This is a genomic window from Serinicoccus chungangensis, from assembly GCF_006337125.1.
GTDB lineage: Bacteria > Actinomycetota > Actinomycetes > Actinomycetales > Dermatophilaceae > Ornithinicoccus > Ornithinicoccus chungangensis.
Genome location: NZ_CP040887.1, coordinates 3332563 through 3350182 on the forward strand (window position 1 = coordinate 3332563; position 17620 = coordinate 3350182).

General features: G+C 75.2%; 18 protein-coding genes. 7 read left to right on the plus strand and 11 right to left on the minus strand.

All coding sequences use genetic code 11. The features are described 5' to 3' along the window. Positions 1 to 52: 52 nt before the first annotated feature. On the minus strand, positions 53 to 646 hold the full coding sequence (locus FHD63_RS15280; protein ID WP_139722793.1) for an AMIN-like domain-containing (lipo)protein: 594 nt from the start codon (positions 644 to 646) through the stop codon (positions 53 to 55). 117 nt (positions 647 to 763) lie between these two features. Between FHD63_RS15280 and FHD63_RS15285 the strand changes: the two genes are divergently transcribed. After that, complete coding sequence (locus tag FHD63_RS15285; protein WP_139722794.1) at positions 764 to 2803, plus strand: NADPH-dependent 2,4-dienoyl-CoA reductase; 2040 nt, start codon at positions 764 to 766, stop codon at positions 2801 to 2803. Between the two features lie 36 nt (positions 2804 to 2839). Here FHD63_RS15285 and FHD63_RS15290 read toward each other — a convergent pair whose 3' ends face one another. Beyond that, positions 2840 to 3481, minus strand: a complete 642-nt coding sequence (locus tag FHD63_RS15290; protein WP_139722795.1) for a pyridoxamine 5'-phosphate oxidase family protein — start codon at positions 3479 to 3481, stop codon at positions 2840 to 2842. A gap of 82 nt (positions 3482 to 3563) precedes the next feature. Between FHD63_RS15290 and pdxR the strand changes: the two genes are divergently transcribed. Further along, positions 3564 to 5045, plus strand: a complete 1482-nt coding sequence (gene pdxR / locus FHD63_RS15295; RefSeq protein WP_139722796.1) for a MocR-like pyridoxine biosynthesis transcription factor PdxR — start codon at positions 3564 to 3566, stop codon at positions 5043 to 5045. A gap of 85 nt (positions 5046 to 5130) precedes the next feature. Here the strand turns inward: pdxR and FHD63_RS15300 are convergent, their stop codons facing one another. Next, positions 5131 to 5610, minus strand: a complete 480-nt coding sequence (locus tag FHD63_RS15300; RefSeq protein ID WP_139722797.1) for a hypothetical protein — start codon at positions 5608 to 5610, stop codon at positions 5131 to 5133. 92 nt (positions 5611 to 5702) lie between these two features. Between FHD63_RS15300 and FHD63_RS15305 the strand changes: the two genes are divergently transcribed. After that, complete coding sequence (locus FHD63_RS15305) at positions 5703 to 6284, plus strand: TetR/AcrR family transcriptional regulator (protein WP_139722798.1); 582 nt, start codon at positions 5703 to 5705, stop codon at positions 6282 to 6284. Positions 6285 to 6329: 45 nt separating this feature from the next. Here the strand turns inward: FHD63_RS15305 and FHD63_RS15310 are convergent, their stop codons facing one another. After that, entirely contained in the window at positions 6330 to 6986 is a 657-nt protein-coding gene (locus FHD63_RS15310; RefSeq protein ID WP_139722799.1) for a nucleoside/nucleotide kinase family protein, read from the minus strand. Between the two features lie 51 nt (positions 6987 to 7037). After that, positions 7038 to 7766: a class I SAM-dependent DNA methyltransferase gene (locus FHD63_RS15315; RefSeq protein ID WP_139722800.1), complete on the minus strand. Its 729-nt coding sequence runs from the start codon at positions 7764 to 7766 to the stop codon at positions 7038 to 7040. Between the two features lie 87 nt (positions 7767 to 7853). Here FHD63_RS15315 and FHD63_RS15320 point away from each other — a divergent pair, with 87 nt between their 5' ends. Both FHD63_RS15320 and FHD63_RS15325 read left to right on the plus strand, forming a co-directional pair. After that, the gene (locus FHD63_RS15320; RefSeq protein WP_139722801.1) at positions 7854 to 8561 is read left to right on the plus strand and encodes a DUF2461 domain-containing protein; all 708 of its coding nucleotides are present in this window, start codon (positions 7854 to 7856) and stop codon (positions 8559 to 8561) included. Further along, positions 8558 to 9349, plus strand: coding sequence for a helix-hairpin-helix domain-containing protein (locus FHD63_RS15325; protein ID WP_139722802.1), 792 nt, complete (start codon positions 8558 to 8560; stop codon positions 9347 to 9349). Before FHD63_RS15320 ends, FHD63_RS15325 begins: the two co-directional genes overlap by 4 nt. Before the next feature lie 528 nt (positions 9350 to 9877). Here the strand turns inward: FHD63_RS15325 and FHD63_RS15330 are convergent. Beyond that, positions 9878 to 10810, minus strand: coding sequence for a DUF5996 family protein (locus FHD63_RS15330; RefSeq protein WP_139722803.1), 933 nt, complete (start codon positions 10808 to 10810; stop codon positions 9878 to 9880). A 136-nt stretch (positions 10811 to 10946) separates the two neighbouring features. On the opposite strand from FHD63_RS15330, the gene FHD63_RS15335 reads away from it, so the two are divergent. Further along, positions 10947 to 11252 carry a YrhK family protein gene (locus FHD63_RS15335; protein WP_139722804.1) on the plus strand — a complete coding sequence of 102 codons (306 nt, stop codon included), beginning with the start codon at positions 10947 to 10949 and terminating at the stop codon, positions 11250 to 11252. Positions 11253 to 11298: 46 nt separating this feature from the next. Here the strand turns inward: FHD63_RS15335 and FHD63_RS15340 are convergent, their stop codons facing one another. The 5 genes from FHD63_RS15340 to trhA are packed head-to-tail and all read right to left on the minus strand — an operon-like array spanning position 11299 to position 16369. Next, positions 11299 to 13413 (minus strand): xanthine dehydrogenase family protein molybdopterin-binding subunit, encoded by a 2115-nt coding sequence (locus tag FHD63_RS15340; RefSeq protein WP_139722805.1) that lies wholly within the window; start codon positions 13411 to 13413, stop codon positions 11299 to 11301. Continuing rightward, positions 13410 to 14423, minus strand: coding sequence for an FAD binding domain-containing protein (locus FHD63_RS15345; RefSeq protein WP_139722806.1), 1014 nt, complete (start codon positions 14421 to 14423; stop codon positions 13410 to 13412). The genes FHD63_RS15340 and FHD63_RS15345 overlap by 4 nt, the downstream gene beginning before the upstream one ends. Continuing rightward, entirely contained in the window at positions 14420 to 15055 is a 636-nt protein-coding gene (locus FHD63_RS15350) for a 2Fe-2S iron-sulfur cluster-binding protein (protein WP_238705705.1), read from the minus strand. The genes FHD63_RS15345 and FHD63_RS15350 overlap by 4 nt, the downstream gene beginning before the upstream one ends. 16 nt (positions 15056 to 15071) lie before the next feature. Continuing rightward, positions 15072 to 15704, minus strand: a complete 633-nt coding sequence (locus FHD63_RS15355; RefSeq protein WP_139722807.1) for a dienelactone hydrolase family protein — start codon at positions 15702 to 15704, stop codon at positions 15072 to 15074. Further along, positions 15701 to 16369: a PAQR family membrane homeostasis protein TrhA gene (gene trhA, locus FHD63_RS15360; RefSeq protein WP_139722808.1), complete on the minus strand. Its 669-nt coding sequence runs from the start codon at positions 16367 to 16369 to the stop codon at positions 15701 to 15703. Before trhA ends, FHD63_RS15355 begins: the two co-directional genes overlap by 4 nt. Before the next feature lie 136 nt (positions 16370 to 16505). On the opposite strand from trhA, the gene FHD63_RS15365 reads away from it, so the two are divergent. Then, positions 16506 to 17204 carry a DUF899 family protein gene (locus FHD63_RS15365; protein ID WP_139722809.1) on the plus strand — a complete coding sequence of 233 codons (699 nt, stop codon included), beginning with the start codon at positions 16506 to 16508 and terminating at the stop codon, positions 17202 to 17204. Positions 17205 to 17620 lie beyond the last annotated feature (416 nt).

Genomic DNA, 17620 nt, shown 5'->3' on the forward strand with positions numbered 1-17620 from the left:
CAGCCGGTGCAGCCCGGCGGGGCCCGGGACTGCCGGACCCCGCCGGGGCGTCTCACCACCGGTGGGCGACGTCGACCACCAGCCGCTGACCGGACCCGGGACCGTCGAGGACGAAGGCCCGCATCGGCAGCCGGGCGCGCACGCCCAGCCCGATCGAGGTCTGCCCCTCGAAGCTGCCGCCCAGGCGCACCTGGCGCAGCGTGCTGTAGCCCGCGGTGCTCACCAGCTCGGCCGGGTTCGCCGGGTCGTAGACGGCGTCGCCGTCGGCGTCGTAGGCGGGGTTGCCGACCAGGACCTCGATCTTTGCGCCGCCGCGCAGCGCCAGGGCCTGCCCGCTGCCCGGGGCGCGGTAGGTGCTGACATAGCGGACGGCATACTCCCCGGCGTCGCCGGAGATGTCGACGACGACCCGGTCGAAGCAGGTGTGCCGGCCGGACCGGACGTCCGTCATCGGGGCCTGGGCGGTGTCGAAGCCGGTGACCTTGGGCAGCGAGCCCCAGGTGATGCCGCAGTAGGGAGCGGCCTGCGCGGCGGGGGCGAGCGTCGCCACCGGCGCGAGCGCGCCGACGGCCAGCAGGGCTCCGGCCAGCAGGGTGCGCGGGGTGGCGCGCAGCGCCGTGCGGGGGGTGGAACGGGTGGTGCTCATGACGACCTCCTTGTCGGGGACGTGTGGCTGCACGTCCTCCCCTAGGAGGACGCCGGGGCCCGCCAGATACCTCCGCGTGCCTCGGGGTCGCGGTCGGCCGCTGACTACCCTGGGTCGATGACCGGCCCGAGCGCGTACCCGCACCTGCTGAGCCCCGTCCGCGTCGGCCACCTCACGCTGCGCAACCGCGTCGTCATGGGCTCGATGCACACCAAGCTCGAGGACCGTGCCCGCGACACCGACAAGCTGGCCGCCTTCTTCGCCGAGCGCGCCCGCGGCGGGGTCGGGCTCATGGTGACCGGAGGGTATGCCCCGGGCTGGCGCGGGTGGCTGCTGCCGTTCGGCTCGAGCATGGTCCGGTCGGCGCAGGCCCGGCGGCACCGCACGGTCACCGACGCGGTTCACGAGCACGACGGCCGGATCCTGCTGCAGCTGCTGCACGCCGGGCGCTACGCCTACCACCCGTTCGCCCAGGGCGCCTCGGCCCGGGCGTCGCCGATCACGCCGTTCCGCCCCTCGGCCCTGTCGACCCGCCAGGTCGAGCGGACCGTCGACGACTTCGCCCGCTCGGCCCGGCTCGCGCAGCGGGCCGGCTACGACGGGGTGGAGATCATGGGCTCGGAGGGCTACCTCGTCAACCAGATGCTCGCCGCGCGCACCAACGACCGGACCGACGCCTGGGGCGGGTCGGCGCGGGCCCGGATGCGCTTCCCCGTCGAGATCGTGCGGCGGACCCGGGAGCTGGTCGGTGACGACTTCGTCCTGCAGTACCGCATGAGCCTGCTCGACCTCGTCCCCGACGGGCAGGACTGGGCGGAGACCGTCGACCTCGCGCACGCGCTGGAGGAAGTCGGCGTCACCTGCGTCAACACCGGCATCGGCTGGCACGAGTCGCGCGTCCCGACCATCGTCACCTCGGTGCCGAGGGCGGCCTTCACCTGGGTGACCGCGCGGCTGCGGGCCGAGATCGGCCTCCCGGTCGTCGCGTCCAACCGGATCAACCGGCCCGAGGTCGCCGAGCAGGTCGTCGCCGACGGCGAGGCGGACCTGGTGTCCATGGCCCGCCCGCTGCTCGCCGACGCCGACTGGGTGCGCAAGGCGGAGCAGGGGCGCAGCGCCGAGATCATCCCGTGCATCGCCTGCAACCAGGCCTGCCTGGACCACACCTTCGCCAACCGGCGCGCGACCTGCATCCTCAACCCGCGGTCGGCGCACGAGACCGAGCTGGTGCTGGCGCCGACGCGCCAGGTCAGGAGGGTGGCGGTGGTGGGTGCCGGGCCGGCCGGGCTGGCGGCCGCCGTCGAGCTCGCCGGGCGCGGCCACCGGGTCGAGCTCTTCGAGGCGCAGGACCAGGTCGGCGGGCAGTTCCGGCTGGCCGCGCAGATCCCCGGCAAGGAGGAGTTCCGGGAGGCGCTCGCCTACTACGAGCACCTGCTCGACGTCCGCGGTGTCACCACCCACCTGGGGGAGCGCGTCGGGCCCGACCGGCTCTCCGGCTTCGACGAGGTGGTGGTCGCCACCGGCGTCGTCCCGCGGGTGCCCGACATCCCGGGGGTGGACCACCCCAGCGTGCTGAGCTACCCCGAGGCCATCCGCGACCCCGGCCGGGTGGGGGCGCGGGTGGCGGTCGTCGGCGCCGGCGGCATCGGCTACGACGTCAGCAGCGCCCTGCTGCACGAGCCCGACGAGACGCTGGCGCAGTGGCGGCGGCGCTGGGGCGTCGTCGACCCGTGGCAGGCCCGCGCCGGCCTGGGGCAGAAGCAGCAGCCGCCGGCGCGGCGCGAGGTGCACCTCGTGCAGCGCAAGACCTCCCGGCACGGCGCCGGGCTGGGGAAGACCACGGGATGGGTCCACCGCACCGAGCTCGCCGACGCCGGGGTGCGCCTCGTCGGCGGCGCGGAGTACGTCCGCATCGACGACGCCGGCCTGCACCTCACCCTGCCCGCGGACGACGGGACGGAGGACGGTCGGGCGCCGCACGTCATACCGGTCGACACCGTGGTCCTCTGCGCCGGGCAGGAGTCGGTGGCCGACCTCGTCGAGCCCGTGCGCGCGCTCGGGGTGCCGGTGCACGTCATCGGCGGGGCCGACGTCGCCGCCGAGCTGGACGCCGAGCGGGCCATCCGGCAGGCCACCGAGCTCGCCGCCCGCCTCTGAGGGAGGGCGCCGGCGGGAGGGTCCCCCAGCGCTCCGTCACCCCGGGGGAGGGTATGCCGCCCGTGTCGCGCCGACGGAGGCCGGCACCGGGGCGGTCGTGCCCGGGGTGGGCTCCGGGGTGCCCGCCGTCAGCGCGAGCGGGACGACGCCGGTCCAGACGGCCGGGTCCTCGGCGGGCTCGGTGCCACCGGTGCGGGCCTTGAGCAGCCAGGACCCCTCCACGATCGGGAGCGCCAGGCAGGCGGTGGACCGCAGCTCCTTGCCGGTGCTGGGCCGGACCTCCGAGGTGCGCCCCGGCAGCAGCCGGTCGGTCAGCCGCTCCAGCGCCTCCCGGGACTCCTGCGGGCCGAGCTCCACCGGGGTGCCGCGGAGCACGGCGCTGCGGTAGTTCGCCGAGGAGTCGAAGGCGCTCTCCGCCACGACGAGCCCGTCCAGCGCGACGACGGTCAGGGTCACCGGGGCGCCGGCGCCGACGTGGCGCAGCGCCCCCGCGCCGGTCGAGCCGTGCAGCAGGACGTGGTCGCCGTCGCGCGCGACGAGCAGCGGCACCGACCAGGGCTCCCCGTCCACGACGGTGGACAGCACCCCCACGGGCATCGTGTCGAGCAGCTGGTCCAGGGCGGCACGCTCGTGGAGGTACCGGTCGGGCTTGCGGGTCGGGGTCGACAGATCAGGCATGCGCCTCAGCCTGCCGCTCGGGTGGTCCTGCCACCAGATCCACTTCCTGCACGTCGGTGCGGACCACTTCTAGACTCCGGGTATGCCCGTGCGCACCTGGCCCGGCCCGACCCAGCTCCCGACGGGGCCGGGACCGCTGCCCCACCGGCTCGTCGCCGCCGTCCTGGACGCGCTGGTGCGCGGTGAGCTGACGCCCGGAGACGCCCTGCCCTCGAGCCGTGCCGCGGCCGGCCAGCTGGGGCTGAGCCGGGGGGTCGTCGTGGCGGCCTACGACGAGCTGGCCGCCGCGGGCTACGTCGAGGCGCGCATGGGCGGGCGCACCGTCGTCGTCGACGGCGCGGACCGGGCGGCCCGGTCCGCGCCGGCTGCCGGGGCGGCGGCCGAGCCCCCGGCCCGCACCGGTCGCCGCCCCGGGCCGGGCGAGTCCGACGCGTCCGGGCCGGACCGGGTCGAGGAGGGTGCCGTCGGCGTGCCGACCCCACCGGCCGGCGACCTCGACCTGCGGCCCGGCCACGCCGAACCCGCGCTCATCTCGCCCCGGGACTGGAGGGCGGCCTGGCGGCACGCCATACCGGACCGGCCCGGCGCGGAGGCGCTGAGCCGGGTGCGCCACCCCGACCTCGAGCAGGCCCTGGCCGCGCACCTGCGCCGCTTCCGCGGGGTCCCCTGCGACCCCGAGGACGTGGTGGTGGTCCCCAACGCGAGCGCCGCGATCACCCTCCTCGCCGCCGCGGCCGGGCTGCGTGGCCGGACGGTCGCGGTGGAGGACCCCGGCTACCGCCGCGCGCGGGTCGCGCTCCTCGAGGCGGGCGCCCGGGTCCGGCCGGTGCCCGTCGACGACGACGGCCTCGACCCGGCCCTGCTGCTGACCGACGACGCGGCGGTCTACCTCACGCCGGCGCACCAGTACCCGCTCGGGGCCCGGATGCCGGTGGCGCGCCGCGCCGAGCTGGTCGCGCGCGCCCGGCGCGAGGAGCGGCTGGTCGTCGAGGACGACTACGACGGGGAGTTCCGCTACGGCGTGCCGCCGATGCCCTCGCTGCGGGCCGTCGAGGGGGCCGCGGACTGCGTCGCCCATGTCGGGACGGCCAGCAAGATCCTCACCCCGGACCTCGGCCTGGCCTGGGTCGTGCCCCCACGCGGGCTGGTCGGCGCGGTCCGTCGGGCCCAGGACCGGCTCGCGCTCGGCGCCTCGCCCGTCGCCTCGTCGGCGCTGGCGCACCTCGTGGCCTCCGGCGCCCTCGGTCGGCACCTGGCCCGCGCCTCCCGCCTCTACCGCGCCCGTCGGGACGCCCTGGTCACGGCCCTGCGCCACGAGGTGCCGGGGGTGCGGGTCACCGGGGTGGAGGCGGGCCTGCACCTCGTCGTGCTGCTGGACGACGGCGTGGACGACGTCAGTGGCACCACGCGCCTGCGGGACCACGGCCTGTGGGTCGAGCCGCTCAGCGCCTACGCGCTGGGCGAGCCGCGCGACGGGCTCGTCATCGGCTACGCCCGGCTGCCCGAGACGCGGGCGCCGTCCGTGGCCCGGGAGATCGCCCGGGCGATGACCGACGGGGGCTGAGGCCCGCCCGCCGCACGCTGCACCGGACGCGCGAGACGTCCGCACGAGGCGCTCCCCCGGGGCGCCGCGTGGGCTCAGGCGGAGGTCAGGCCGAGGCCTGGAGCAGGTCGACGCCCAGCACCGCGAGCACGCCGAAGGCCACGCCCCAGAGGACGATGGACAGGACCTGCCACCCGATGACCCCGCGGGTGCTCGCCCCGAAGGCGACCAGCGCACCGGAGGTGATCTGGCTGGGCAGCACGGTCTGCCCCAGCAGGCTGACGCCCGGCACCCCGAAGCGGTCGAGCATGCGGCGCAGCCGCTGCTTGCGCGGCGAGAGCTGGTCGACGGGCTGCACCCCGCGCCGCGCGCGCAGCCGGTCGGCCGACAGCACCACGAGCACCATCGAGGCCACGTTGCCGACCACGGCGGCCAGCACGGCCACGACCGGGTTCATCCCGGCGACGACGCCGATGACCGACCCGAAGTAGCTCTCGACGAACGGGATGGCCGCGGCGAGCATCACCCCCACCCACTGGAGGAGGGCGGGCAGCCCGGCGGTGAAGTCCTGCAGGTTCTCGATCATGGTTGTCCCCTTGGATGAAGGTGGGCTAGTACGCTGTGCTAACGACTACACTAACACGCTGTGCCAGCACGGCGTACCAACGAGGGAGCACCATGAGCCAGGACCGTCGCGAGCAGATCGTGTCGGCAGCGCGGGAGATCGTCGCCGAGGAGGGTCTCGAGGCGATGAGCGTGCGCAGCGTCGCGCGTCGTGCCGGGATCGGCCCGAGCACGCTGCGGCACTACTTCCCCACCCAGAAGGACCTCTACGAGGAGGTCCTGCGCCCGGCCCTCGACCACGTCGTGTCCGACCTGCGCATCGAGGACCGCCAGCTGCCCCCGCGCACCCGCCTCGCCGAGTGCCTCGTGCAGTTCGTCCCACCGGGATTCCGGGAGGCCGACACGTTGTCGCTCTGGCTGGCGTCCTACGCCGCCGCGGTGGGGCCGAACGCCAGCGAGTCCGAGAGCAGCAGCCTGGAGTCGCTGGCCGCCCTGGGCCGTGAGCGGGTCGACGCCTGGCTGGGGGTCCTGGAGGAGGAGGGCGCCCTGCTGCTGGGGCGGGAGCGCACGCTGCGCCTGCTGCTGTCCACGCTGGACGGCATCTGTCTCCAGCTCCTGACGCCCGGGACGATCTTCCTGCCCGAGCACGTCGAGCCGACTGTCGCGGACGCCGTCTCCCTGCTCGTCCGCGGGTGAGCCGCGCACGCCCACCTGGCGCTCCCCCGCCTGCGCGCCGGGGCCTCAGGCCAGCTGCCAGGTGCCGTCCTCGGTGCACCGGACCACCCGGTCGGGGGCGTCGGAGCGCTCGCGGACCCGGCGCGCGTTGGCCTCGTCCACCCGCTCGACCCACGCCTCCGCCTGCTCCTGCGACTTGCCGAACTCGACGTGCCGCGCGACGAGCTGGGTACGCCGCTGCTCCTCGTCGACCTCGACGCTCCACACCTCGGCGAGCCGGTCCCGCGCGGACCGCCACCGCGCGTCGGGGTCGAGCAGGTAGTTGCCCTCGGTGACGACCAGCCGCGCGGTCGGCAGGACGACGAGCGCCGCGGCGATCGGCTGCTCCAGGGTGCGCTCGAAGCCGGGGGCGTAGACCGGGTCGGTGGCCTCCTGCCCCAGACGGTCGAGCAGCGCGGCATACCCCTCGGCGTCGAAGGTCTCGGGCGCGCCCTTGCGGTCGGTCAGGCCGAGGCGCTCCAGCTGGGCGTCGGCGAGGTGGAAGCCGTCCATCGGCACGTGCCCGACCCAGTCCGCCCCGTGCCGCTGCGCCAGCGCCGCGAGGAGCCCGTCGGCGAAGGTCGACTTGCCCGAGCCGGGCAGCCCGACGATCCCGAGCAGTCCGCGGCCCTCCTCGGGGACGAGGTCGGCGGCGAGGTCGAGCAGGTCGGGAGCGATCGTCATACGCCTCACTCTGGCAGATGCCGTTCCGCCGCAGAGGCACCAGGACCGGCCTCAGCCGCGGCGCCAGACCGAGACGTGGCTCTCCGACTCCGCGGTGAACGGCTCCCCGGACCAGTCCGACCACCGCGACTCCAGCGACATCCCGGCCAGCCGGGCCATGAGGTCGAGCTCGCCCGGCCAGACGTAGCGGAAGTGGTGCGGGGCGTAGCGGTACGTCCCGTCCGGCTGTCGCACGTAGTGGTGCGAGGTGGCCTGCTGCGTCACCGGGTCGTAGGTGTCGAGGCCGACGTGCCCCTCGCTCACGTCGAAGGGTACGGCCGTCTGCCCCGGCGGGAGCCTCCGCAGGGCCGGGACGCCCACCTCGACGACGAACCGACCCCCGGGACCCAGGTGCCGCGCGGCGTTGGCGAAGCAGGCGACCTGCTCGTCCTGCGTGCACAGGTTGCCGATGGTGTTGAACACGAGGTAGACCAGCGCGAACTCGCCCTCGGCGCGCGCGGTCGCCATGTCGCCCACCACCACCGGCAGGTCGGGGCGCTTGCCGTGCAGCTGCTCGACCATCGGTGCGGACAGCTCGATGCCGGTGACGTCCACGCCCCGTTCCGCGAGCGGTATGCCCACCCGCCCCGTCCCGATCGCGAGCTCCAGCGCGCGTCCCGACCCGGCGAGCCCGGCCAGCAGGTCGACCGCGGGGTCGAGGACGGCGGGGGCGAACATCGCGGCGCTCGCCTCGTCGTAGCCGGCAGCGGTCTCGGCGTCCCACACGTCGCTGGAGGTCATGGCCCCAACCTCGCGCGTCCTCCCCGACCGGGCAACCGGATTTCCGTGGACCGGGCGGCACCGGCCGCGACCGGGCACACTGGTCGCATGGGCAGCTTCACCGGCATCCCGCACGCCGCGACCGACTTCTACGCGCGGCTGGAGGAGGACAACACCAAGGAGTTCTGGGCCCGGCACAAGGACGACTTCGAGCGGCACGTCCGGGGCCCGATGGAGGCGCTCCTGGCCGAGCTGGAGCCCGAGTTCGGTCCGGCCAAGCTCTTCCGGCCGCACCGCGACGTGCGCTTCGGCCCGGACAAGAGTCCCTACAAGACCCACCAGGGCGCCTACGTCGCGGCCGCCGAGTCCACCGGGTGGTACATCCAGGTCTCCGCCGACGGGCTCATGCTCGGTGGTGGCTGCTACCGCATGGACCCGGCCCGGCTGCGCTCCTTCCGGGCTGCCGTGGACTCTCCCGGCACGGGTCAGCAGCTCGAGCGGCTCGTCGAGCAGCTGCGCGACGGCGGGTGGGAGATCGGCGGCGAGCAGGTGAAGACCGCCCCGCGCGGGTGGGACCGCGAGCACGAGCGGATCGCGCTGCTCCGGCACAAGGCCCTGAACTGTATGCAGTGGGTCGAGGACGGCGACGTCGTCACCACCCCGCGGCTCGTCGAGGAGGTGCGGGCCCGCTGGGAGCAGGTCCGCCCCCTCGTGGAGTGGCTCGCGGCGACCGACCCCGGCCCGGCGGCGGGGGCGGGCGAGGCTGCCGGCACGACCTTCGACCCGGGCCGCGACGTCGCCGCCGACCTCTCATGATGATCCGCCCGGCCGAGCTGGCCGCGATCCGGGCCGGGGAGGTCGACCTCGCGTTCCGTCGCTGGGACCGCCCGCGGGTCAGGGTCGGCACCCGGATGCGCACCGCCGTCGGGCTCGTCGAGGTGACCTCGGTCGAGCCGGTCACCCTCTCCGCGCTCCGCGCCGACGACGCCCGCCGGGCCGGGGCCGCCAGCCTCGCCGCCCTCAGGGAAGGGCTCGCCGCCCGGCCCGGGAGGACGGCATACCGCGTCGGGCTGCGGTATGCCGGCCCCGACCCCCGCGCGCAGCTGCGCGAGCAGGTCCCCGACGCGGCGGAGATCGAGCGCCTCCGCGCCTGGCTGGACCGGCTCGACGCGGCCTCCCCGCACGGCCCGTGGACCCGCGCCACCCTCGAGGTCATCGACGCCCACCCCGAGGTGCGGGCCCCCGAGCTCGCGGCCCGGCTCGGGCGGGAGACCCTGTCGTGGAAGGCCGACGTCCGCAAGCTCAAGGAGAAGGGGCTGACCGAGTCGCTGGCGATCGGCTACCGGCTCTCCCCGCGCGGCGAGGCCGTGCTCGACCACGGCGGCCCACCCCGCGAGCGGGCGCCGCGCCAGGACGGCACCCCGCTGCCCCGCGAGATCGGCGCCCCCGCCACCCGGGCGCTACGCGGCGCCGGGCTGACCACCCTCGAGGCCGTCGCCGGGCTCACCGAGGACGAGCTGCGCGCCCTGCACGGCGTCGGCCCGATGGCCGTCGACCGGCTGCGGGCGGCGCTGGCCGCCCTCGGGCTGGGCCTCCGCGGCTGACCCACCCCGCCCTGGGCCTCCGGCTGGGGCAGCTCACGCAACGGCGGGCCTCCGCTGGGCCACCCCGGACCAGGCCTCCGCGGGGGACAGCTCACGCAGCGGCGGGCCTCCGCTGGGGCAGCTCACGCAGCGGCGGGCTTCCGCTGGGGCAGCTCACGCAGCGGCGGGCCTCCGCTGGGCCACCTCACGCAGCGGCAGGCGTCACGGGCTGACGCTCGACTCCCGGCCCCCGGGGCGTGTCACCTCCGTCACGCCTGCCCCACGGGCAGCACGGTGCGGGGACATGAGCAGACACCTTAGAAATAACCCCGCCGCCCCACCATGTCTCCGCACCCCGCGACCCGTGGGACTCGTGAGGCTCCTGGTGCCCGCACCAGCCATCAGAGGGGCGCCGACCCTGCCGGACGCAGGGCCACGATGGGGTCTAACCCGGCAGACCCACCACAGGTCTGGCCCGGCAGGCCCACCACAGGGTCTAGCCCGGCGAGCCCGCCACCTGGCCTAGCCCCAGCAGGCCCACCCCCCGGTCTAGCTCCGGCGGTGCTGGGGCCAGCGCGCCGGGTCGTCCTCGAGGGCGAGGCGGTCCCACCCGCCCAGGTCGGCGGCGGCGGCATACGTGTCGTGCAGGAAGCGGGAGAGCGCGGCGTCGGGGTCCGGCGCGTCGGCCACCACCTCGTAGGGCAGGAGGAACTGACCGTTCTCGGTGCTCCAGAAGGCACCCTCGGGCCCGACCTCGGCGGCCTCGAAGCCGGGAGGCTGGGGGTAGGCGTAGGCGTAGAACGCGCCCTCCTCCCCGCCGCCCGGCCAGAAGCCGCAGCTGCTCAGCTCGCGGGAGTAGCCCTCGACCATCACCCAGTCGCCGCAGTTGGGCGCACCGCCGGGGTGCTCGGGCGCGGGCCGCCCGGAGAACCGGGTGCAGGCCAGGTCCATGGCGCCCCAGAAGAAGTGCACCGGGCTCACCTTGCCCACGAAGTGCGACCGGAACTCGCCCAGGACCCGGTCGGCCTGGAGCAGCTGCTGCCAGAAGAGGTGCGCTGCCCGCGGGTCGTATGCCGTGTGCTCGTGGTCCTCGGCGAACGGGATGGCGGGGTCCACCTCGTTGGGGGTCGCCTGGATCCGCGGCGTCAGGCCGAGCCGCTCCAGCGCCGCCAGGGTCTGCGCGTGGAACTGCGCGACCGGCATGGGCTCGAGCGCGAAGGTCTCCTCGGCCCCGGTGCTCAGGCGCATCCGGAGCCGGTGCTCGACGAGGTCGAGCTCGATGTCGAGCGCCCCGGCCGGCGTCGGGACGGTGCCCGTCGTGAGGCCGCGCGGGCTGACGTAGAGGGTGACCTGCCACCAGTGGTTGACCAGGGGGGCGTAGGCCATCCGCACCTTGCCCACGACCTGCGTCCACAGGTGGAGGGTGTCGCGGGTGTCGGTCCAGTCGGCCACCTTCAGGCGCGGCCACGGCTGTCGGCTCATGGGGGTCCTCCCGGGGTCGGCACCAGGCTAGGGCCGGACCGGTCCCGGTGCCACCACGAGCACCGGTCGGTCCGCGGCCGGTCAGGGCACGGCCCTCCGGACCCGGACACCCCGCCGCGCGGCTAGGGTGCTGCGCATGAGCCAGCACGACACGGACGGCCAGGGCGACGACGACCTGGTCCTGCACCTCGGGCGCGAGGAGCTGGTGGTCCGCCAGCGCTTCGAGACCCTGAGCATCGCCAACGACGTGGCCATCGGCGTGTGGTTCCTCGTCGGCAGCGTCCTCTTCTTCAGCGAGTCGACCGCGACCGCCGGCACCTGGTTGTTCGTCATCGGCTCGGCCCAGATGCTCGTCCGGCCGGTGATCCGGCTGACCCGCCGCGTCCGCCTGCAGCGCTACCGGCCTGGGGGCGCGGGCTCGGAGCACGCCTTCGACTTCTGAGCCGACCTGCCACGACCGTCGGCCGGGGATCCCGGCCGCTCGACCGTCAGCCCCTGAGCGCCTCCCAGGCCTCCAGCACCTTGCCGGGGGTGAACGGCAGCTCCCGCAGCCGCACCCCGGTGGCGTCGAAGACCGCGTTGCCGATGGCCGCGGGCACGCCCACGATGCCGACCTCGCCGATGCCCTTCGCACCGGTCGCGCCCATCCACGGGTCCGGCTCGCCGACCCACCCGACCTCGAGGTCGACCACGTCGGCGTGCGCGGCGATGTGGTAGCCCGCGAGGTCGCCGTTGACCACGTGGCCGAAGCGCGGGTCACGGTGGGACTCCTCGAAGAGCGCGCCGGAGATGCCCATGGTCATCCCCCCGATGAGCTGGCTGCGCGCGGTGCGCGGGTTCATGATCCGGCCGCCGTCGAAGTGGCCGTACATCCGCCGCACCCGCACCTGGCCGGACACCTCGCTCACCGCGACCTCGGCGAAGTGCGCCCCGAAGGCCATGCGGGTCACCCCGCGCACGCCCTGCGGCATCCGGGTCCGCGCCCGGGCGGTCGCCCCCTCGGCCGGGTCCTCCCCGTGCTCGGACCGGAAGGCCTGGGCCGCCTCGACGACGGCCGCGCCCCACCCGAAGGTCCCGGTGCTGCCCCCGGCGATGGTCGCGGCCGGGGCGTCGGTCGTGCCGATCCGCGCCTCCACCGCGTCCTGCGGCACGCCCAGCGCCTGCGCGGCGATCTGCGCGAGGACGGTCCAGGCGCCCGTGCCGATGTCGCTGGCCTGCATGCTGACGACGTAGCGCCCGCCGGTGAAGGTGATCCGCGCCAGGCTGGGCCCCATCGACATCTGCGGGAAGCTCGCGGCGGCCACGCCCTGCCCGACCCACCACTCCCCCTCGCGCCGGCCGCGCCGCTGCTGCTCGAAGCCGAAGACCCGGGCGCCCTCGGTCAGGCAGGTGGTGACGTGCCGGCTGCTCCACGGCCTGCCCGACTCCGGGTCGCTCCCCGGCTCGTTGCGCAGCCGCAGCTGCACCGGGTCGACCCCGGCTGCGTGCGCCAGCTCGTCCATGGCGGTCTCCAGCGCGAACATGCCGGTGTACTCCCCCGGCGCGCGCATGAACGTCCCGGGAGCGATGTCCAGGTCCTGCGTGCGGTATGCCGTGCGCCGGGTGGAGGAGGCATACATCGACAGCGTGGGGCCGGCGCTCGGGTCCATCCAGGGGATCACCCGCGACACGGGAGCGAAGACGTCGTGGTCGATCGCGGTGATCCGGCCCTCCTCGTCCGCCGCCAGCGCGAGGCGCTGCCGGGTCTCGGGGCGGTAGCCGGTGCCGGCGAACATCTGCGGTCGGGTGAGCGCCAGCTTGACCGGCCGGCCGGGCAGCAGCCTGGCCGCCATCACCGTCGCGACCAGGTGGGGGTGCGGGACGCCCTTGGAGCCGAAGGACCCGCCGACGAAGGGCGAGACGACCTCCACCTGGGTCGGCAGCAGCCCGAAGGCCCCGGCGACGACGCCCTGCGGGGCGAGCACCCCCTGGTTGGTGTCCCACAGGGTCAGCCGGGTCGTGCGCGGGCCGGGCACCCGGCCGGTGCCGCGGTGCCACAGGGCGGTGACCGCGTGCGGCTCGATGGGGTTGTGGTGGTTGACGGGGGTGGCGTAGGTCCCCTCCACCCGGTGCCGGGCCCCGGCGAGCGCGCCGTCGACGTCGCCGTCGGTGTGCCGGCCGGGGTAGATCGCCATCACCCGCCGCAGCTCGCGCACGTCCGGGCCGTCGGGGTCGGGGCGGGTGGCGGCGGCCTCGGGGGCGTAGTCGATGCTCAGCAGCGACGCGGCATACCGGGCCGTGGGCAGGCTGTCCGCGACGACTGCGGCGACGATCTGGCCGCGGTAGCGCACCCGGGGCCGACGCAGGACCGTGAGCGTCGGCAGCGTCGGGCCGGTCCGCGGGGAGTTCTCGTGGGTGAGGACGAGCCGCACCCCGGGCACCGCGCGGGCCGCCGTGTCGTCGATGCGGGTGATGCGGCCCCGGGCGATGGTCGCCAGGACCGGGGCGAGGAAGAGCGCCCCCGGTGTCTCGTGCTCGTAGGCGTAGGGCGCGAGGCCGGCCACCTTGAGCGGCGCGTCCACCCGGGTCCGGTCGCGGGACTGCTCCGTCGTCGCCTCGCTCATGCGCGCTCCCCCCGGGGGTGGTCGGTGAGCTCCTGCAGCACCGCGGGGACCACCCGCCGCAGCTGGATGACCTTGTAGCGGTTGTCCTCCCCGGGCCGGGCCTGCGCCAGCTCGGCGTCGATCGCCGCGGCGTAGGCGGCGGCGGTCGCCGGACCACCCCGCAGCGCGTCCTCGGCCCGGTGCGCGCGCCACGGCTTGTGCGCGACGCCGCCGAGGCCGATCCGCACGTCGGCGACGTGACCGTCCTGCACGTCGAGGGCGGCGGCGACCGAGACGGTGGCGAAGGCGTAGGACGCGCGCTCGCGCAGCTTGCGGTAGCGCGAGTGCCGTGCGAACCCGGGCCCGGCGATCTCGATCGCGGTGATGAGCTCGCTGCGCTCGAGCGTGGTGTCGGCCTCGGGACGGTCGCCCGGGAGGCGGTGCAGCTCGGCGAAGTCGATGCGCCGCTCGCCGAGCGGACCCTCCGCCACGACGGTGACGTCCAGCGCCGCGAGCGCCACGCAGAGGTCGGAGGGGTGCACGGCCACGCACGAGGGAGAGGCCCCGATGAGCGCGTTGTAGGTGCCGAACCCCTCGAGGGCCGAGCAGCCGGAGCCGGGCTCACGCTTGTTGCACGGGGTCGAGGCGTCCTGGAAGTAGACGCAGCGGGTGCGCTGCAGCAGGTTGCCCCCCATCGTCGCCATGGACCTCAGCTGCCCGGAGGCGCCGGCCAGCATCGCCGCGCTGACCAGCGGGAACGCCCTGCGCACGAGCGGGTGCGCGGCGACGTCGGAGTTGCGGGCCAGCGCCCCGATCCGCACGCCGCCGCAGTCGAGCTCCTCGACCTCGGTGAGGTCGAGGTGGCTGACGTCGATGAGCCGGTCGGTCTCCCGGATCCCGAGGCGCAGGTGGTCGACGAGGTTCGTGCCGCCGGCGAGGTAGGCCGCGCGCTGCCCGTCGGTGGACGCCGCCACGCTGCGGCGCAGGGCGTCGGTGACGCTCGTCGCGCGCTCGTAGGTGAACGGCTTCACGCGGTCTCCTCCCCGGTGCCCCTCGGTGCCCCCTCCCCGGGGTCGGGCACCACCGGCTCCGCACCGTCGGGACGGTCGGCGGACCGCGCGCGTCGGGCCGCGGTGTCGCGGATGGCCGCCACGATGTTGACGTAGGCGCCGCACCGGCACAGGTTGCCGCTCATGCGCTCCCGGATCTCCTCGTCGGTGAGGTCCACCGCCGCGTCGGGGTCGGCGAGGGCGTCCGGGTCGGTGACGTGGCTCGGCATACCGGCGGCCACCTCGGCGAGCATCGCCTGCGCGGAGCACACCTGCCCCGGGGTGCAGTAGCCGCACTGCAGCGCGTCACGGTCGACGAAGGCCTGCTGGAGGTCGCTGAGGTCGTCCGGGCGCCCCAGCCCTTCCGCGGTCACGACCTCGGCGCCGTCCAACGAGGCCGTCAGCGACAGGCAGGAGACGACGCGGCGGCCGTCGACGAGCACGGTGCAGGCACCGCACTGGCCGTGGTCGCAGCCCTTCTTGACCGAGGTGACCCCCAGATGGTCGCGGAGGGCGTCCAGCAACGTCACCCGCACGTCGTGGGTGAGCTCCTGCGGCGAGCCGTTGACGACGAGCTTGGTGGAGATGTCGGTGACGCCCGCGGTGTGCTGCATCACCTCATCATGCCGTTCAGGTATGCCGCTCGCGCGCCGAGCCCGTCAGCTCCTCGACCAGGTGGTCGGCGGCCAGCCGGTGCCAGGTGCGGGCGTGCCGGACCAGGCCGTGGGTGTCGTCGAGGTCGGTGCGCACCCCGACGTCCGCCCCCAGCCGGCGCAGCCGCTCGGCGGCGGCGAGGGTGCCCTCGGGCGAGGTGACCTCGTCGCGCGCCCCGTGCAGCATGAGCACCCGCCCGCCCCGCGGCGGGCGCAGCAGCGGCAGGTCGGACCGGTCCACCCAGGCGGCGGCGGTGACCAGGGTCTCGACCTCCTCGGCGAGCCGCAGCGCGGTCCGTCCGCCCATGGAGTAGCCCAGCAGCCCGGTCGGCAGCGCCGCGTCCTCCGCGCGCAGCCGGTCCAGCGCCCACCGCGCGTCCCGCAGCGGGGCGCCGTCGTTCCACCCGCGCACGGCATACCGCAGGAGACGGACGTCGAGCCGGTGCGGGGCGCCGGCCCGGGCGAGCGCAAAGGCGAGCACGCGACTGCGCAGCACGGACAGCTGGCGCCAGCTCGTGGGCTCGGTGCCGTGCTGCTGCCCGCCGTGCAGGACGAGGACGCGCGCGGCCGGACGGGGGTGCCGACGGATGTCGACCAGTCGCGGGGTCACAGGACGTAGGCGTACATGAGGACGAAGTGCAGCCCTGCGGCGGCCATGACGAGCAGGTGCCAGATCTCGTGGAAGCCGAAGACCCCCGGCACCGGGTTGGGTCGCTCGATGATGAAGATGACGAAGCCGACGCTGTAGAGCACGCCGCCGACGGCCATGAGCACGAGGGCCCCCAGCGGGAGGGTGAGCCCGGTCAGGACGAGCACGACCGGCATCCACCCGAGCACGATGAACAGCGTGTTGGTCACCCACTTGGGCAGGTCGCGCCAGACCGAGCGGGCGGCGATCCCGAGCGCCGCGATGCCCCAGACCGTGCCGAGCACCGCCCAGCCGGCGACGGTGCGCTCCAGGACCAGCACGATCGGCGTCACCGTGCCGGCGATGAGGCCGAAGACCGAGGTGTAGTCCAGCGTGCGCAGCAGGTCGTTGACCCGGGGGCCGCGGTCGAGCCCGTGGTGGATCGTGCTGGCGACGAAGAGGACGACGAGCGAGGCGGAGTAGATCGAGAGGCCGACGATCTTCCACGGGTCCCCCGTCGCCCCCGCCTGCGCGATGAGCAGCGCGGCGCCGAGCAGCGCGAAGCACGAGCCGACGAGGTGGGAGATCGTGTTGATCCGCTCGTCGGTGACGTGGACGCTGCCGTCGCGGCTGCGGGCGGTGTCCATCACTCACCTTCCCAGGGGTCGGACATGGGGTCTCCAGCGTAGTCGGGCCACCGATGAGTCCGGGACGGCCCGAGAGTCCCACCCCCCGTGACCACCCGCGCCTGCGATGTGCGGGGACGAGGAGAGGGAGCAGACCATGACGACCAGCCTGTCCAGCAGCAGCCGGAAGGCCGACCAGCCCGCGGCGGCACCCCCCGTGGTGGACCGGGCCGCGTTCGACGCCGCCCTGGACGAGCAGGTGGCGCGGGAGAAGGAGGTGACCCGACTGAACGACCGGGTCTCGGCCGCCCGGCGGCGCCTGCCCATGGTGGAGGTGGAGGACTACACCTTCGCCGGACCGGACGGGCCGGTGCGGCTCACCGAGCTGTTCGGCGGGCACTACCTGCTCCTCGTGCAGAACGTCATGTTCGGGCCCGACTGGGAGGAGGGGTGCCCGAGCTGCACGTGGGCCGTCGACACCCTCCCGGCGCGGATGGAGCGGCTGGACGAGGAGGGCATCGCCTTCGCGATGGTCTCGCAGGGGCCGGTCGAGAAGCTGCAGCGGTGGCGGGCCGAGCGGGGCTGGTCGCACACCTGGGTGTCCTCGGGCGGCACGACCTACCACGACGACTGGGGATGGACGCGTCAGGACGAGGACGGCACGCCCTACCAGCTCCCCGGCTACTCCTACTACCTGCTGCGCGACGGGGTGCCCTACCTCACCTACGCGACCACCGCCCGCGGCACCGAGGCCACCCTGCCGGTCGCGCACATCATGGACCGCACGCCATACGGACGCCAGCAGGACTGGGAGGACAGCCCGCAGGGCTGGCCGCAGTGCGCGACGTACGGCTGAGGGGCTGCGGGGCGGGTCGCACCACCCGACGTTCGGCCGCGGGTCCGCGGGCGGGCGCGCCTGACCTTCGGCCGCGGGCGGGCGGGCGCGCCGGGAGGCGGGGCAGACGGCTGCCCCGCGCGGCACGCTGGTCACAGCCGTCACGTCGCGCGGGGACATGCGCAGGAGCACGGGATATACCCATGCCATCGGTGCACGTCCCGGCACGGGGGTGCCCGTGTGGCTGCTGTGACGGGTGGTATGTCGCGCCGCCCCGGGGTCGTGCGACGTCCGGCGGGGCCGGGCTGCCGGAGGACACCCGGGCCCCGCGGCCCGGGCTACCGAGGCGACGCGGCCACCCCGCACGGGCTGCCGGAGGACACCCGGGCCCCCGCCCGGGCTGCCGGGGAGGACCCCGCCGCCCGGCACGGGCTGGA

Bases quoted from the DNA above. Each gene is read 5' to 3' on its own strand.
- FHD63_RS15300 (WP_139722797.1), bottom strand. From the start codon at position 5,610: ATGATCGAGAACCTGCAGGACTTCACCGCCGGGCTGCCCGCCCTCCTC.
- FHD63_RS15340 (WP_139722805.1), bottom strand. From the start codon at position 13,413: ATGAGCGAGGCGACGACGGAGCAGTCCCGCGACCGGACCCGGGTGGAC.
- FHD63_RS15335 (WP_139722804.1), top strand. From the start codon at position 10,947: ATGAGCCAGCACGACACGGACGGCCAGGGCGACGACGACCTGGTCCTG.
- FHD63_RS15310 (WP_139722799.1), bottom strand. From the start codon at position 6,986: ATGACGATCGCTCCCGACCTGCTCGACCTCGCCGCCGACCTCGTCCCC.
- trhA (WP_139722808.1), bottom strand. From the start codon at position 16,369: ATGGACACCGCCCGCAGCCGCGACGGCAGCGTCCACGTCACCGACGAG.
- FHD63_RS15305 (WP_139722798.1), top strand. From the start codon at position 5,703: ATGAGCCAGGACCGTCGCGAGCAGATCGTGTCGGCAGCGCGGGAGATC.
- FHD63_RS15365 (WP_139722809.1), top strand. From the start codon at position 16,506: ATGACGACCAGCCTGTCCAGCAGCAGCCGGAAGGCCGACCAGCCCGCG.
- FHD63_RS15325 (WP_139722802.1), top strand. From the start codon at position 8,558: ATGATGATCCGCCCGGCCGAGCTGGCCGCGATCCGGGCCGGGGAGGTC.
- FHD63_RS15290 (WP_139722795.1), bottom strand. From the start codon at position 3,481: ATGCCTGATCTGTCGACCCCGACCCGCAAGCCCGACCGGTACCTCCAC.
- FHD63_RS15320 (WP_139722801.1), top strand. From the start codon at position 7,854: ATGGGCAGCTTCACCGGCATCCCGCACGCCGCGACCGACTTCTACGCG.
- pdxR (WP_139722796.1), top strand. From the start codon at position 3,564: ATGCCCGTGCGCACCTGGCCCGGCCCGACCCAGCTCCCGACGGGGCCG.
- FHD63_RS15330 (WP_139722803.1), bottom strand. From the start codon at position 10,810: ATGAGCCGACAGCCGTGGCCGCGCCTGAAGGTGGCCGACTGGACCGAC.
- FHD63_RS15350 (WP_238705705.1), bottom strand. From the start codon at position 15,055: ATGCAGCACACCGCGGGCGTCACCGACATCTCCACCAAGCTCGTCGTC.
- FHD63_RS15285 (WP_139722794.1), top strand. From the start codon at position 764: ATGACCGGCCCGAGCGCGTACCCGCACCTGCTGAGCCCCGTCCGCGTC.
- FHD63_RS15280 (WP_139722793.1), bottom strand. From the start codon at position 646: ATGAGCACCACCCGTTCCACCCCCCGCACGGCGCTGCGCGCCACCCCG.
- FHD63_RS15315 (WP_139722800.1), bottom strand. From the start codon at position 7,766: ATGACCTCCAGCGACGTGTGGGACGCCGAGACCGCTGCCGGCTACGAC.